Raw genomic sequence first — 16,099 nt, 5'->3', positions numbered from 1 at the left:
ATGGTTGAATCGCCGACTCATTAGGACCTTAAGACATGGCCTTAGCTCATTCAACGGGCTAAGGCCTATCGGTATCAATTCCCTGCAATCACGAAGCGTGCTGGCATATGAAGCTGACGACATCGCAATTTATATTTCTTAAACAACATTCAATTATCAAAATTTGAAAAATAGTAAGATTTTCGAAAAAATCGCTTTACTCGAAACGCGCAATGAACTAATGTCCTGAGTATGGCTGAATCGTTACGGACGTGCCCACTCGGCGTGGACGTGGAGATATGCAGGATGGATTTCGAAGCTCGCAACCGCTTTAGGTTGGGCGAGTTGGGTTTCCGCGTCCATGAACCAATCCGCGTCATCCAGAAATCCGTGTTCGGCGGATGCGTGGTGGCACACGGCGGCGAGCGCATCGCGGTCGATGGCGCGACGGCGCGACATATCTTCGTCACTACCCGCTAAAATCGTTTTTGTTCCGTTGCCTGTACCGGGCAGCCCTAGACTAAGCGCAGATATGGTACATGATCACGACACGTCAAACACCGCTCAGGTGATTTCGTCGCCCCAAAACCATGGTACCGATAGCGACAGCAGGGTACTTGACAAAGAACAGAACAATCTCGATACTCTCAGTAATCCCAATAATTCCAACGAATCCAGCAATCCAAATGACGCCGACAACATGCCGGAACCAGCCGATTGCGGCCACGGCGGCGGAGGGCACGGCGGCCACCATCATCGGCGCGGGCTGGCGGTATTGCTGCCACAACGCCATCATGGCCACGACGCGGGCCACGGCCACACCAACAGCGACGCCGGCGATATGGCAGGGATGCCGGGCATGGATAGCGGCGCAGGAGCCGAAGCCCACCACGCCAATCCACGCATCGTCTTCGTCGGCAATCCGAACGTCGGCAAATCCACGCTGTTCAACGCGATTCTCGGCGCCAACGCGACGGTGATGAACGCGCCTGGCACCACGGTTTTGGTGGAGTCGGGCAGCCTCACACGCGATGGCGAACGCTGGGATTTCATCGACACCCCGGGCACCGCCTCGCTCGACGCCTACAGCCCGGACGAGCAGGTCGCCGGCGAGGCCGCGATGGGCCGCAGCCACTACGCGCGCCCCGACGTCATCATCTTCGCGTTCAACGCCACCTCGCCTTCGAAATCGTTCTATCTGCTCAGCCAGCTCATGGATTTGGGAATGCCGATCATCGTGGCGGTCACCATGCTCGATCTGGCCGAGAAGCAGGACTCGCCAATCACGCTGAAACGGCTTGAACGCGTGCTTCCGGGCATTCCTATGGTCCGCGTGGATGGGCGTACCGGCGAAGGCAAGACCACGCTGCTCGACGCTATCGACGCGATGCTCACCGAAATTCAGGCGCAGACTCAGACGAAGATGCAGACTCATACCCAAACACAATCATCGGCGCAAGCTGAATTCCCAACCCGGCCGCGGGAGAATAAACAGACTCCAGAGTCAAATAGCTCAACGGCTGACACGAAACTGGCCGGCACCGGCACGAAAACCGATGATGATGCCGACGACAAAACCAACGCCAGCGCCTCGAGTCTTAACGGCACTGCCGTCTCCGAGAATACAGAAGACGCCAAAGACACCAAAACCTCCGAAGACGCGGAACCACCTACCGATAAGCCTTCCACGGGAAATGTCTCAAAAACGGCCAAACAAACAGCTCTCGACGCCACACGTAAGGCCTCGGAGGTCGTGGAAGCCGCGCTAACGAAAGCGGAGAACGCGGCCGACGCCACAGTAACGGCCACAGCCACAGCCGCAAACACCGCAACCTCCACACTCGAACGGCAATCCGGCCCGACGCTCGATGATGGCGGCACGGACGTCGCCCGCGAGATCCACGTGCAGCTTGTGCCGAAGCCGGTCACCGGCATCGCCGCGCCGCCCGCGAGCGCCTCGCAGGACGAGGTCTCGCAGTGGGTGCGCGCCACCGCCGACGAACGCTTCGAATGGATCGCGGCCAAGCTCAAGGAAATCAACAAGGGTCTGCCGCAGGGCGCGACCACCACGGCCACGCGCGAGACCTTCTCCGACAAGCTCGACCGCGTGCTGCTCCACCCCGCCGTGGGCCTCATCGTCTTCCTCATCACGATGTTCCTCGTCTTCGAGGCGACCACGACGCTGGCCGGCCCCCTGCAGGACTGGTTCGACGTCACGCTGCGCGGCTGGTGCACCGACGGTATCGCCTGGATCTTCACCGCCATCGCCGGCAAAGGGTCGCTCGACGGGTGGTTCTACTCGCTGATTGTCGACGGCTTCCTGAACGGCGCGATCACGGTCTGCACGTTCATCCCGCCGATGGGCATCATGTTCATCATCCTCTCGCTGCTCGAGGATTCGGGCTACCTGGCGCGCGCCGCGTTCGTGATGGACCGCGCGATGCGCATGATCGGCCTCGACGGACGGGCCTTCCTGCCTTTGGTGGTCGGCTTCGGCTGCAACCTGCCAGCGTTGGCTTCGACGCGCACGCTGCCCGATTCGCGTCAACGTTTGCTTACTGGCCTGCTGATTCCGTTTACCTCGTGCTCGGCCCGCCTGAGCGTCTACGTGGTGCTGGCCTACGCGTTCTTCGGCAAATTCGCGGGCGTCGCCATCTTCCTGATGTACGTCAGCTCCATCGTCATCATCCTGGCGGTCGGCTTCGCACTGCGCAAGACGCAGTTCAAGGACTTGAAGACCCAGCCGTTCGCCATGGAACTGCCGCCCTATCAGATGCCGCGGCTCCTGCAACTGCTGAAGTCCGTGCTGCAGCGCCTCTGGTCGTTCATCACCGGCGCGAGTTCGGTCATCGTCACCATGCTCATCGTCGTCTGGGTGCTTTCCGCCATCCCGATTTCGGCGGGGGCCGCGGGCACCAATTCCTTCGGCCATGTCGATGAAGTCGAGAATTCCGTCTTCGGCGCCGCATCATCCGCTATCGCGCCCGTCTTCAAGCCCGCCGGCTTCGACGATTGGCACGCTTCGGCCGCGCTGGTCACCGGCTTCGTCGCCAAGGAGGTCGTGGTCGGTTCGCTTTCACAGAGCTACGCCATCAACGATTCCGGCAACCAGTCCGAGCAGGCACAAGGCCAGGGGAGCCTCGGCCAGGCGGTGCACAAGAGCTTCGAGAAGTCCAGCGACGGGCATCCCAACGCGGCTGCCGCAGCCTTCATGATCTTCATCCTCGCCTATACACCGTGTCTGGCGACGGTGGCCGAGATGAAGCGACAATATGGCATGAAATTCGCGCTGCAATCGGTGGGCACAGGGCTGATAGTGGCCTATATCCTTGCGATCATCGTCTTCCAAGTCGGGCGATTGTTATGACTTCCGTAGAGTCAGCCACGCTGTCTCGTTCCTTCTCCCCGTCTCACCCGAGTCGCGCGTTGAATATCGTGCGCACGAATTTCAGAGCTATATCATCCATACCGCAGCATCGAATGGTGTCACGGCAAGTTTTATCGCTTCCGTGCTGTGGAGATGACAAAACTAAACTATTCAAAAAATCGAGATTCGCATGATACCAACGATTCCCGATTCCCCTATCAACAAGCTCGACAGCACGGAACACGAAAAACATCAGTCCGAAGGATTCCGTGCTACGCAGACAGCCGATTCATCGCAGAATCATCACCATTCGTCCGTATTCAGCGCTGACAATACGGCGTCAACACGCAACAAGGAATCGAAGCCATCTCACAGCGGCAAAGTCGCCTCACCTCACAATGGAGAGAACGCAACAACTCGCGGCAAATCGCAATCCTCCATCACAGCGAACGTCATCGACGGCCTCACCCACGGCCAGACGCCGCGCATGATCGCCAGCCGGCTCAGCCTGCCGCTCGACTTGGTCGACCTCATCATCGAGCGCGAGCGCGCCGCCGGCCGCCTCGACGTCTACGACCTGCGCTCCTGCAACTCCACCACCGGCGAGGGCTGCGACCCCGACCCAGAGTCCTTGGTCTGTGCCAGCTGCCCAATCCTCCCCGCCGCCATCCGCAAGCGTCAGTCCGTCTTCGCCCGCCTCAAGGCCCGGTTGCATAAATAACAAAGAGGGAAATGCCAGCCTAAACAGCAAAGCACGGACGGAGGGGACTCCTCTCGTCCGCGCTTTTGGTTTCGGCTTAGCGGGCAGGGCTCCTTTTAGCGGGAGTCAGCTTGCCTGAAGCCGGTCAGCCAGTCAGCCGACCAGCCGACCAGCCAGCCAGCCGACCAGCCAGTCAGCCGACCAGCCGACCAGCCAGCCAGCCGACCGGCCAGCCGGTCACCTCGCGTGACGGGGCTTGGGGCGGCGCGACCAGGCGTTGAGCACCAGGCCGCATGCCAGGGCCGCGACGGCGATTGCGGTCATGGAGAAGACGTTGACGCCGGTGGACGAAAGCGTGCCATCGCCCGTGCCAAGCCCTTGCGACCCAATGTCGACTGGCGTGCCGTTGCGGAAAAGCGTGGATTTCAGCAGACCACTCTGGCCCTCGGAGGGGTCCAGCGTCAGGTCCTGCGGGCCGACAAGCCCGTAGCCCGCCGGCGCCGTGCGCTCGGCGATCGTCCAGCGGCCCCACTTGAGGCCGGTCACGCTGAACTTGCCAGGCGTCGGATCCTGGTCCAGACCGGTGCAAGGCCCGGCCGTGCAGTCCGGCACATCAAGCGACTGCGAATCGGGGCCGTAGAGCGTCCATTCGGAGCCTGGCAGCAGCGCGCCGGTGTCGATGTCGGTGCGGTCCCATTGCAGCTCGCCTGGCTTATCCTTGTTCTTGAGCTCCACCACCACGTCGGCGTCGGCAGGAACCGTAAACGTGCCGTCGGAAGCGATGGTGACCTCGGTGCCATTCACGGTCACCTTGATATTGGTCTGCTCATAGCCGTCATGCAGCAGCTGCTCGACCGAATAGACGCCAGAACCAATGAACCTGGAAGTATCGAGCGTAACCGCGCTCTCGCTGCCGCCTTGTGGCTTCAGCTTGATCTCCGAACCGTCGCCCGCCGCCGTGCCACCATAGTTATAGTCGCGCGTGAGATGAACGATGAACTTGGCCGTGTGGTTGGTGACCTTGCGGATGCCGGTCACGCTCTCGCCGTCGGCCAACGCCGCGTTCGCCTGCGCCAGAGTCAATTGGGTGGAGTGGGTGGTGTCGCTGTTCTTGTAGTAGACGATATCGCCATCCTGGTCATAGCCAGACACGGAAGAGCCGGTCACGCCGGTGATACCGCCGGCGGAGGTCTGCGGATTGTTCTCCGTATAGGTCGTCGAACCGCCGCTGGTCGCCACCGTGAAGTCAAAGTCGCTGGGCTGCGCGTCGCCACGCTCCACTTCCGTCTTCAACGTCAACGTCGCCGCTTTGGGCGCCACGGTCTGATCGCAGACGACATTCTGGCCATTGGCGAGCGCCACCGTCGCATCGGTGAGGCTGATCGGTGAGCTGTCGAGCGTGCAGGCCAGCGGGCTCGTCACCTCGTAGTTGGGTTTGCCTGTCATATCCGTGGTGATCTTGTAAGAACCCTCGGTAAGCGAAACCGGGGAACCGCTCGTCAGTGCCGTCGCTCCACCCCCGGGGGTAAGCGTTGCCACGGTTGGGAAATCAGACGGAATCGCGCTGCCGCCGTTGACGTGCGTGGTCACCTTCAATGTCGGATTGGAGCGCACCGACCTGGTGAAGGTGCACTGCACATTGGAATCGGCCGGCATGGTGAATTTGCCGTTGGCGTCTGTCGTCACCACAGCATTGCCGTGGGCCAGATCGACGCACGAAAGATTGTTGGAATACCGGCTTTCGGTGCTGACCGAGCCTCCCGCAAGCGGCGCGGAAACCGTGTAGTCAGTGCCGTCGGCAAAATATTTCGGGCCGATCTGGTCTGACTGGACATTCGAAGCCGCGCCGGTCGTGGTCGTGTTGTCGACTTCGACGCTCGAGGAGTTCTTGGTGGATATCCTGAATTGGTCCAAAGGATCGTGACGACCATCGGGCAGGTTCACGCGCACATTGAGCATCGGCACATGCACGTCGACCGCGTAGTCCTCCACCTCGCCGCTCGTGGTGACGCCGGTGGGCGTGAGCCGCATGATGTTGGTGCTCATGGGGTCGGTTTCGGCGGTGATGCGCACGCGCTCAAACGATTGCGTGAGCGATCCCTCACCCTTCACCGCACGCTGGGCATCGGCGGGAACGTTCCATGTCAGCGTGGCCGAAGAGCCCGTGGCCGAGCTGGAATCGGCGACGCAAGCCTGTTGGTCGCTGCCTTCGTCGGTATTGTCGAAGTGACCATCGTGATCCCAGTCGATCCAGCCCTTGACTTCGGCCGCGGCAGTGGATTGGCAAGCCACCTTCTGCGTGAACGTGCCGTCAGAGGCAGGATTGATTTTGATGTTGCCCGTCGTACCGTCACGCGCTATGGCATCCAACCCGTCCTCGTCATTGACACCGTTGGTATCATCCCAATTCGCGTCGGTGGAATAATGCACATCCGATTCGGAATCCTCATGCTCACCCAACTGAGGTGTGGGCTCGTCGGTTTTGGCTAAATTGCTAGGTGAGCCGACAGAGCTATCCTTGGCGTCCGAAAGATTGAACAAAGTGCCGCCGACCATGCTCGTATCAGGATCATAGGGATCAGCAGTGCTATAAGGCGTTCCGCTGATATCAGTTCCGAGTGCGCCACCAGTCCATTGCGGCTGGAAGACCGAACTCGCCACCCCGTAACTTTCAGGAGCGTCGCCGAAATCGGAAAGCGCGATACTACCCAAAGCCACAGCAGTGACACCGCCGCCTTTAAGCGTCACACGCGCACTCTGCGAACCCTGCAAAAACATCACCGAAGCAGGTCCCGCGCCGCCTACGCTACTGGAACATTGAGTGTTATCGGAACGGAAACGCATGGTGTTGCCGTTAAGCTCGGCGACCGAATTCGTACCGCAGCCAGGCTCGCGATAGCTATCGAGCAAACGCCAAACGGGCGTCGCGCTGGAGATCTGAGTCTGCGGAGTGGCTTTGATGTATTCGGATTGGCTCCAATTCCAATTGTTGGACTCCGCATCGGCGAACACCAGGCCCTGCATGGGCACAGCGGTATATGAAGAGGGGTTCGTGGACGAGTCAAGCGACGGGCTCGTGGTGGAATCAATCAAATACGTGTCGCAAGTGAAGTCAAACGTCACCTTCTCGCCTTGCGACGAGTTCGCCAGACCGGTAACCATGGTGTTGGAGCCACCGGATCCGCCTTGGTTATACATATATGGCAGGCCGTCACCCGAATACCCGCCTGACCTATAGGCCTTGATTGGGTATGCGGGCGAAAGCGGATTGTCGCCGCCGCCCGGGGTTGTGACCGCGCAACGAGTGGAGAGCCAATGGTCATCGCCGACTTTGGAAGGTGTGGTCCACACAATTTTGTCGCCATCGATCGTTTCCCCGTCGGTGCCGCTCCACTGCACCCAATCGATGTCGTTGAGCATGCGGCCGTCGCCACCGGTCGCGATGATCCGCGGGCCGACCGAGGGCTCGCTTGAGGGGTTCGCGCTCGCGGTGCCCGAGGCCACGATGCCCGCCAGGCTTATCGAAAGCGCGCCAACGAAACCTGCCAACCTTGCCAAGCCACTGTGCCCCGCCATCTTTGGCTCCTCTCATCGATCAGAGGCGGCGAAACCACCTCTGAAGTTCTCCCGTTGGGATATAAAAAGTATGACTATTTTATATTACAACTGGAATGAAATCGCATAATTAGCTAGATAACAGGGCTTTCGGCGTGCTTTTATTTGCTTTTTTAGATTTTGGTTAATCGTTATATAACATGTCAGATACGTTGTTTACACGCATTTTACGTATTATTCAGCAAACGAAATATGTATTTCTCTATCAATTCTCGCTATCAGCCGAAAAGCCAATAATTTCCAATATTTCAGCGCGTACATTCACAAGGTCGGCACAAGTTCGACATGCCGATACGTCAAGACTCGACATCACAGCGGAACGTCAACACCAAGGCAACACAGAGGCAACACCTTTGTTGCCCGGGTAAGTCCCCTTGCCCCAGGCTGCAGGATGCGCATCCACAGCTCACATCAGGCGGCGAAAACCCAATCACCGAGCCGTTCTCAGGGCATTCACAATGCCATCAATGACCCGCCGAAACAGCGAACGGGCGGTGAGGGATTCAAACCCCCACCGCCCGCAGCAGCGTATTACGTTGTGACTATTGGCCGAACGTCAAGCCCACGTCAAACACGCGCCTGGCGACGACGATCAGCCACACAACCTGGCAGACGACCTCCCGTCACTCGTGCCGATCAATCAGCTTGCGCGTGGCTCCGGCGAGCAGCATACCCATGCCGAGCGTGGCGACGGCGATCACGAAGACCCACGCCACATCAGCGCCGGTGACCGAGAGCCCCGTGCCGTCCTTGAACGACGTGGCGCGCAGCTGCCAGTTGGGACCATTCGACGGATCGATGGTGAGCGACTTCGGGTCGGCGAGCCTGTGGCCGGCGGGGGCCTTAGTCTCGGCGATCGTCCACGTGCCCCACTTGAGGCCCGAGACCTTGAACTTGCCGGGCGTCGGATCCTTGTCGGCGCCGGTGCATGTCTCGGCGGTGCAATCCTGCACCTGGATCTTCTGGCCGTCAGGGCCGGTCAGCTCCCATTCGGAGCCGGGCAGCAACGTGGTGCCGTCCTCGTCAAAGCGCGACCATTCCAGTGTTCCGGGCTCGTCCTGGTTCTTGAGCGTGACCACGACGTCGATATCGGTGCCGAGGTAAGGCGGGACCACGAACGAACCATCGGGGTTGACGGTGATCGGGGTGCCGTTGACGGTCACGACGATGTCGGTCTGCTTGTAACCGGCGTTGAGCAGCTGCGCCACCGAATAGGTGCCGGCGTCAACGTCCTCCGCCTGGCCGGCCGTCACGTTCTGCGCCGAACCACCCTGCGGGGTCAGCGTGATCTGCGAGCCGTCACCCGAAGACGAGCCACCATACTGGTAGTCGCGATCGAGCACGACCGTGAGCTTGGGCTTTTGACTCTTGACCTTGCGGATGCCGGTCACGCTCTCGCCGTTGTTGAGCGCGGTCTGCGCATCGGCCAATGTCAATGGCGTGGAGTGGGTGGTGTCACTGTCCTTGTAGTAGACAGTAGCCGCGGACTCGACGTAACCGGTCTTGTTGGAACCGACCACGCTCGCGATGCCACCGGCGGGCGGAGCCTGGCCCACGCCCTCCTCGAACGTCACCGGAGCGCCCGCGGTCGGCGTCACGGTGAAGTTGAAGTCCTCCGGCTTCGCCGCGCCATGCTCGACCTCGGTCTTCAGCGTCAACGTCGGGGTCTTCGGTGCCACGGTCTGCTCGCAGACGACGCTGTCGCCGTTGGACATCGCCACCGTCGCATCGGTCACGGAAATCGAAGTCGGAGGCATGCCGACCGTGCAACTCAGTGCTCTGGTCACCTCGTAGCCGGGCCTGGCGCTCATATCGGTGCTGATCTTGTAGGAGCCCTGCGGCAGCGACTCCGGTGTGTTGTCGGTGAGATTCGTCGCCGGGTCACCGTTGGTAGGCGTCGCCGTCACCGGGAAATCGCCTGGCACAGCGGTGCCACCGCCCGCGACGTGTGTGATCACCGTCAACGTCGGGTTGGCACGTATCAGCTTCTTATACGTGCACTGGATATTGGAATCGTATGTCGTCGGCGTCGTAATCTTGCCATCCGTCACCGTCACGATCGTAGCGGGATTGGCGGCTAAGTCCTGACAATCAAGCTGAGTGGTATACCGGCTCTCGTCACTGGCCGAACCAGTGTTGAGCGGCGCCGCGAGTGTATACTGCGAACCCGTCTTGACGCTGGTGGGTCCAATCTGCTCGGTCTGCACACCTGTCGAGCTGCCTGTAGTCGTGGCGCTGCCGACGGTACCGTTGGCGGAATCCTTGACTGTCATCGCGAACTGGTCGCTGCCGTCATATCGGCCGCCAGGCAAATCCATCAACACACTGAGCGTGGGGATATACACGTCGGCCGCGTAATCCTCAACCTCGCCGTTAGTAGTGGTGATGCCGGACGCGGTAAGCGTGCCAACCGTACCAGAACCAAGCGGTCCGGAGTCGCCGGTGATACGTACACGTTCGAACGTCTGGCCGCTTGGGGTCTCGCCCTTCACGGAACGCCTGGCGTCGCTCGGAATCGTCCAGGTCAATGTGGCCGTGCCTTGAGAATAATTACCTCCAGACGGAGCCGAACCCACGCATTGCACCTGATCGCTGGCCTCGGTGGACTCGTCAAAGACGCCGTTGTGATTCCAGTCGATCCACCCTTTCACACGCGCCGCCGCGGTATCGGTTGCGCAACTGACCGCTTGGGTGAACGTGTTGCCCGTTGGCAGAATCTTGACGTTCTTATCGGTCGGAGTGTTGTTGTGCGGCGCGTCCTTCAATCCATCCTCGTCGCTCACCGCCTTGGTTGGATCGGTCGGATCGGTCTTACCATTCAGATCATCCCAATCGGCGTTGGTTGAGAAGTGACGTCTGGATTCCGGATCCTCCCATACGCCAAGCCTGGGCACTGAAGCGGCCATATCGGCCACCTTGTTGTTGTCGCGAGCTTGGGAAAGGTTGTAGGTAACCCATCCAGGGGCCAAAGGATAATCGGGGTCTTCAGAATCACTCGGGGTGGGAACGGAGGACGAAATATCGTCAGCACCGGTGCCGCCGAGTTCGCCACCCTCCCATTGCGGTTGCATGAGCGAGCTGCCGACCCCATAGTTGGCTGAGCTAGGTGAAGGACCAGGTGAAGGAGTCGTGCCGGGGTTGACACCGGGTGCATCACCGAAATCGGTGGCCGCCACGACGCCGAGCGCGATGGCCGTCTTGCCGCCACCTTTGATCTCCACATCGGCTTCTTCGGAATTTTCAAGGAACATAACCGACGATGGCCCTAGCTGACCATGATTGCCGCACTGCTCACCATCGGAACGGAAACGCACAGTATCCCCGTTAAGATCAGCCACGGAATTGGTGGGGCATGAGGGCGAGCGATAACTATCAATCAAACGCCACTTCGGGTTTTTGCCCGGCTCCGCCACAGGAGTGGCCTTGATGTACTCATGCTGTCCGCCGGTTTCCCAATTGTTGGATTCCGCATCGGCAAAGACCATGCCTTGCAGCGGCACTTCCTGATACGAGCTGGTCGGCACCGTCTCGGTGGTGTAGACCGGCCGTGTGGCGGATTGGATGAGATAGGCCGTGCAGGAATACTTGAAAGTGATTTTCGCGCCTTGGGTCTTATTGGACAAACCAATGGTCATAGTGTTCTCGTCGGCAGGATTCGAAGATTTGTTGTTATATAGCTGCACCAAACCGTCGCCAGTCCAATCACCTGGCAAATACGACTGCATCTGATTGGTGGGGCTCAACTGGTTGCTGCCGCCATCCGGAGTGATTTCACAGCGGGTGTTGAGCCAATTCCCGTCACCCGCATTGGTGGCGTCCATCCATTTCGCCGTCGTGCCGTTGATATCGATGCCATCGACATCATTCCACTGCACCCAGTTAATAGCCGCGCTCAGACGACCGTCACCACTGGTTGCAGAGATTTGTGGACCTACCTGCGGGTCGCTCTGCGGCGGGTCCGCATTCGCGGTGCCGGCCACGACCATCCCGGCCATGCACATCGCGGCCGCGCAGGCCACACCCGCCAACTTCGCCAATCTGCTATGCGTAGACATCTCCGTCTCCTCCTGCCTCTCACGTCACTGTCATAGAGGACTTCTGTGCCTATATTGCTTCTTCTAGTTTGTCATTTTTTGCGATGCAATGCCTATTTATGCGCTTAATGAAAGCCTTTATGCACTATTTCGCCGTATACGCCGCGTTGGTGAAAACGTTGCATGGGCGAAAGAAACGTCGAAATTCCGGTATTACACAGAGATAAATCAAACGCATTGAGAACGCTCACAACCTTGTGGGCAGTACTATTTGCGGTTGGACAATCACGCCGCGCGAGAGTATTATATTAGGCATTGTTTTTCGAATACGACACTTTATATATCAGTGACCCGTTTTCCGCATTTATGTCTAATTAATAGTGTCTCGTTTGCTGAGGCTTCTCCGGATTGTCGGCGATAAATCATCAAAATCAACTCTGGAATACCAAAAAGAAAACCCACCTCGAACCTTACGAAACGGCTCTACTCCTCGTCGTGTTCCTCATTCTCAAGCTCCTCGTGCGTCTTCAACGCGCGGCGCAGCGACGAAACGGAACCGAAACCGCATCGGTCGCCGATCTCCACCAAGGTGAGCGAGGGCTGGCTGCGGCGCAGCTCGAGCGCGGCGTCGGTGCGGGCGCGGCGCACCAGGCTGGTGAAGTTGGTGTCGGCCTCCTGCAACGCCAGCTGCACCGTGCGCACCGAGACGTTCTCATGCTCGGCGGTCTTGGTGATGCTCAGCGTGGAATCAGTGTAGTTCTCGGAGACGTATTTGCGCACGCGCTCGATCAGCGGCATCACGCTCATGCCTTGGCCGAAGCAGGTGATGAGCAGCGAGCGGGCCACGTCGTTGGCGGCCGACTCGAGGATCTCGACGGTCTGCGGGCGCGGGTTGTTGAGGTTGCAGGCACTCACCACGAAGGCGAGCAGCGGCTGCAGCGATGCGGTGTCGAGGCGCGAATCCTGGCCCATCATCAGAAACGTCTTGTAATCGGGCAGGATCGTCGAGAACAGCCGGGGGGAGAGGCTGACGACGATGAGGCTGTTCTTGGCGGCCATGGTCTTGAAGATAATCTCGCCGTTCTCGGGCGGCACGAGGTAGACGCCCGGGCGCCGCTTCAGGATCTTGTTGCTGGACGTACTGATCTCGATGTTGCCATGGAGCAGGAAGACCATCGTGGCGCGGCCCACGCAGGACTGCTCGCGCCCCCAATCCAGGACCATGTCGGGCATGGCGACGCGTGAGAAAATCACCTCGGGAAAGGTTATCGAGCGGTATGCGACCTTGCCGGATTCGGGCGTGCCATGAACATGCGCGTCGCCCATGTGAACCTGACCGTTGGCGTCGCGGCCCATCACACCCGCGGCCCCCGTTCGCGCCGCCTCGTCACCATCGCCTCGTAACGTGCTCTCGCCATACGCCGGCTGGCCTGGGTGCCCCGGCATCTCACTGTTGGAAGATTCGTTACGGTCAAACATATGATCAATCCTACTATCCTTCGACCAATTCAGCGTCAAACGGCAATCCTCGACACAAAGTGCACGGCCGGCGGGCGCGAACCACACAGCCGCGCGCGAGTCGACCATTTTGACGCATTGTCGGAATATTCGGGAAACATTGACGTCGTTTCTGCGGCGCTTAGCGTCTTGGTTTAGAGACGCGAGCGCGAGACGCGACGGGCGCGAGTTTCCGCCCATAACCTCCTTTTGGTTTCAGGCACGAGGCGCGGGACGCAGAGGGGGAGGCGGGACGCAAATCGCCAAACCCACACTGGCTTTCAGACAAAGCGGGCCATTCCCCGCACCCGCCAAACGCCCTGATTTCGTCTCACTGTTCGGAAACGGACCCCGCGGCTGTGGATGCGGCCTCAATCGTCTTGGCACCATCGGCGTTCGAAGCGCCCGCGCCGCCCTTGATGTCGTCGAGCTCGTCGGCGATGCGCTTGAGCAGGTCCACCGTCTGCTGGTCGGTGCTCTCCTCCTTCTTCTCCTCCTTGTCGTCCTCCTTCTTGAAAATCGCCTCGGACATGTCGCGGAACTTGTTGATCGGCACGAGGATGCAGAAATAGACCGCGATGGCGATCAGCAGGAAGTTGAGCAGGGCCCCGAGAATCGCGCCGAACGAAACAGTGGAGTGGTTGAAGGTGAAGGTGAGCAGGTTGTCCATGTTCGGCTTGCCGAAGATCATGGCGATCAGCGGGTTGATGAGGTTGTTGACGATCGAGTTGACCACGGCGGTCACCGCGGCGCCCATAACCACGCCGACGGCCATGTCAATCATGTTGCCACGTGAGATGAATTTCTTGAAACCGTTGAGCATAGCGCCCTCCAATGTTTGTGTTACACACCATCATACGTGGACACTTTTTCGCAAGGAAAATAAAGTGGCCATGAAACGCACATTTTTCACGAAGGAGCAATGCGCCTAAATCCCATCATTTCAACGATTCTTCAACATTGGCGAAGAGCGGAAATGTTATATTCCGTGGCCACTTTTTTTACAACAGAAAAAAGTGGCCACGCCGTCATCAAAAATTAACATTCGCAGCCCCATTTTTCTGGTCAAACGGTTTCCTGGTGCCTTACACATTCCTACAATAAGAACCGGCAATATTCACCCAATGATGGAGCACTTATGCTGACTAACGAATATGTGAAGCGCGTCTACGCGCAGGTCGAAAAGCGTGACGGCGACCAGCCGGAGTTCCTGCAGGCCGTGCGAGAGGTTTTCGAGACCCTCGAGCCGGTCGTCGAGAAGCACCCGGAATATGAGAAGAACGGCATTTTGGAGCGCTTGGTCGAGCCTGAGCGCGCCATCAAGTTCCGCGTCGCCTGGGTCGACGACGAGGGCAAGGTGCAGGTCAACCGCGGCTATCGCATCCAGTTCAACTCCGCCATCGGACCCTACAAGGGCGGTCTTCGTCTGCACCCGACGGTGACCGAATCCGTCATCAAGTTCCTCGGCTTCGAGCAGGTGCTGAAGAACTCCCTGACCGGCCTGCCCATGGGCGGCGCCAAGGGTGGCTCCGACTTCGATCCGAAGGGCCGCAGCGACGGCGAGGTCATGCGCTTCTGCCAGGCCTTCATGACCGAGCTGCAACGCCACATCGGCCAGTTCACCGACGTTCCAGCCGGCGACATCAACGTGGGCGCGCGCGAGATCGGCTATCTCTTCGGCCAGTACAAGCGCATCCGCAACGAGTATTCCGGCGTCCTGACCGGCAAGGGCCTTGAGTTCGGCGGCTCGCTCGCCCGCACCGAGGCGACCGGCTACGGCCTTTGCTATTACACTGCCGCCGCGCTGCGCACGTTGAAGAACGATTCCTTCGAAGGCAAGACCGTGGTCATCTCCGGCTCCGGCAACGTGGCCATCTTCGCCATCGAAAAGGCGCAGGAAATGGGCGCGAAGGTCGTCACCTGCTCCGATTCCAACGGTTATGTCTACGATCCGGACGGCATCAAGCTCGACGTGGTCAAGGACATCAAGCTCGGCCACCGCGGTCGCATCAAGGAATATGCAGATCGCGTTTCTGGTGCCGAATATCACGAAGGCAGCAAGGGCGTCTGGACGGTTCCTTGCGACATCGCGCTGCCTTGCGCCACCCAGAACGAAGTCGACGGTGAATCCGCGGCCGCACTGGTAAAGAACGGCTGCAAGGTCGTGTGCGAAGGCGCGAATATGCCGTCCACTCCTGAGGCAATCGAGACCTATCAGAAGGCCGGTTTGCTCTACGGACCCGCCAAGGCTTCCAACGCCGGCGGCGTCGCCGTTTCCGGCCTCGAGATGAGCCAGAATTCGTATCGTCTTTCCTGGACCTTCGAGGAGGTCGACGCCAAGCTCAAGGACATCATGGAGAACATCGTCGCCAACTCCCTGGCCGCCGCCAAGGAATACGACCACGAGGGTGATCTGATGCTCGGCGCCAACGCCGCTGGCTTCGTCAAGGTCGCCAACGCCATGGTCGCCCAGGGCGTTTGCTGAGCCGATTCGCTCACACAAACTAAGCCGAAAACGAAGCCGCTGACATTCGCTCAGCGGCTTCTTCGTCACTCAAGCCCGAAGTAATTGCAACGAAGCGGATGCCGTCGCTGCCTCAGCTGCGATTCCCTAGGATGCAATTCCTTAGCCAAACCCCAAGCCCCAGCGACAAAAAGTCGTTCACCACACGCCAAAATCCATCCTTCACCTCAACACTCATCCACCCGCGACGAAGCGAATTCTGACACGCGGCAGGGCTTCTCCGAAGGGGCAAAACGCAATTGTGAAAAATTGAGCGCGGCGCTCAATAAAAGTCAATGAAAATGAAATTTTATCCATACGAATGATATACTATGTATGTCAGTTGCGGCGTGGTGGTTCGTTGGAAACGTTTTGTGGTGATTCGTTTGAAACGTACTGTGGTG

Annotated in this window: 8 protein-coding genes; 4 read left to right on the top strand and 4 right to left on the bottom strand. The window is 59.3% G+C overall.

Features of this window, described 5'->3' with window-relative positions; genetic code table 11:
• Positions 1 to 285: 285 nt before the first annotated feature.
• From OZY47_RS00100 to OZY47_RS00090, 3 genes are all read left to right on the top strand, one after another.
• Positions 286 to 459 (top strand): ferrous iron transport protein A, encoded by a 174-nt coding sequence (locus tag OZY47_RS00100; RefSeq protein WP_277177942.1) that lies wholly within the window; start codon positions 286 to 288, stop codon positions 457 to 459.
• Between the two features lie 52 nt (positions 460 to 511).
• Positions 512 to 3,346, top strand: coding sequence for a ferrous iron transport protein B (gene feoB / locus OZY47_RS00095; protein ID WP_277177941.1), 2,835 nt, complete (start codon positions 512 to 514; stop codon positions 3,344 to 3,346).
• A 190-nt stretch (positions 3,347 to 3,536) separates the two neighbouring features.
• A complete protein-coding gene (locus tag OZY47_RS00090; protein WP_277177940.1) occupies positions 3,537 to 4,067 on the top strand; it encodes a hypothetical protein in 531 nt (176 codons plus the stop codon).
• Between the two features lie 216 nt (positions 4,068 to 4,283).
• Here the strand turns inward: OZY47_RS00090 and OZY47_RS00085 are convergent, their stop codons facing one another.
• The 4 genes from OZY47_RS00085 to mscL all read right to left on the bottom strand — a co-directional run bounded on the left by OZY47_RS00085 (position 4,284) and on the right by mscL (position 14,015).
• Positions 4,284 to 7,595, bottom strand: a complete 3,312-nt coding sequence (locus OZY47_RS00085) for a CshA/CshB family fibrillar adhesin-related protein (RefSeq protein ID WP_277177939.1) — start codon at positions 7,593 to 7,595, stop codon at positions 4,284 to 4,286.
• A gap of 689 nt (positions 7,596 to 8,284) precedes the next feature.
• The gene (locus OZY47_RS00080) at positions 8,285 to 11,716 is read right to left on the bottom strand and encodes a CshA/CshB family fibrillar adhesin-related protein (protein ID WP_277177938.1); all 3,432 of its coding nucleotides are present in this window, start codon (positions 11,714 to 11,716) and stop codon (positions 8,285 to 8,287) included.
• A gap of 462 nt (positions 11,717 to 12,178) precedes the next feature.
• Positions 12,179 to 13,174 (bottom strand): helix-turn-helix domain-containing protein, encoded by a 996-nt coding sequence (locus tag OZY47_RS00075; RefSeq protein ID WP_277177937.1) that lies wholly within the window; start codon positions 13,172 to 13,174, stop codon positions 12,179 to 12,181.
• A 349-nt stretch (positions 13,175 to 13,523) separates the two neighbouring features.
• Complete coding sequence (gene mscL, locus OZY47_RS00070; protein WP_277177936.1) at positions 13,524 to 14,015, bottom strand: large conductance mechanosensitive channel protein MscL; 492 nt, start codon at positions 14,013 to 14,015, stop codon at positions 13,524 to 13,526.
• 315 nt (positions 14,016 to 14,330) lie between these two features.
• Here mscL and gdhA point away from each other — a divergent pair, with 315 nt between their 5' ends.
• A complete protein-coding gene (gene gdhA / locus OZY47_RS00065; RefSeq protein WP_277177935.1) occupies positions 14,331 to 15,677 on the top strand; it encodes an NADP-specific glutamate dehydrogenase in 1,347 nt (448 codons plus the stop codon).
• Positions 15,678 to 16,099 lie beyond the last annotated feature (422 nt).

The sequence above is a fragment of the Bifidobacterium sp. ESL0790 genome, assembly GCF_029395435.1.
In the GTDB taxonomy this organism is placed as follows: Bacteria; Actinomycetota; Actinomycetes; order Actinomycetales; family Bifidobacteriaceae; genus Bifidobacterium.
Note: the sequence above shows the minus strand (reverse complement) of the source record. Positions and strands in the feature narration are given on the sequence as shown.

Bases quoted from the DNA above. Each gene is read 5' to 3' on its own strand.
- OZY47_RS00100 (WP_277177942.1), top strand. From the start codon at position 286: ATGGATTTCGAAGCTCGCAACCGCTTTAGGTTGGGCGAGTTGGGTTTC.
- feoB (WP_277177941.1), top strand. From the start codon at position 512: ATGGTACATGATCACGACACGTCAAACACCGCTCAGGTGATTTCGTCG.
- OZY47_RS00090 (WP_277177940.1), top strand. From the start codon at position 3,537: ATGATACCAACGATTCCCGATTCCCCTATCAACAAGCTCGACAGCACG.
- OZY47_RS00080 (WP_277177938.1), bottom strand. From the start codon at position 11,716: ATGTCTACGCATAGCAGATTGGCGAAGTTGGCGGGTGTGGCCTGCGCG.
- OZY47_RS00075 (WP_277177937.1), bottom strand. From the start codon at position 13,174: ATGTTTGACCGTAACGAATCTTCCAACAGTGAGATGCCGGGGCACCCA.
- mscL (WP_277177936.1), bottom strand. From the start codon at position 14,015: ATGCTCAACGGTTTCAAGAAATTCATCTCACGTGGCAACATGATTGAC.
- gdhA (WP_277177935.1), top strand. From the start codon at position 14,331: ATGCTGACTAACGAATATGTGAAGCGCGTCTACGCGCAGGTCGAAAAG.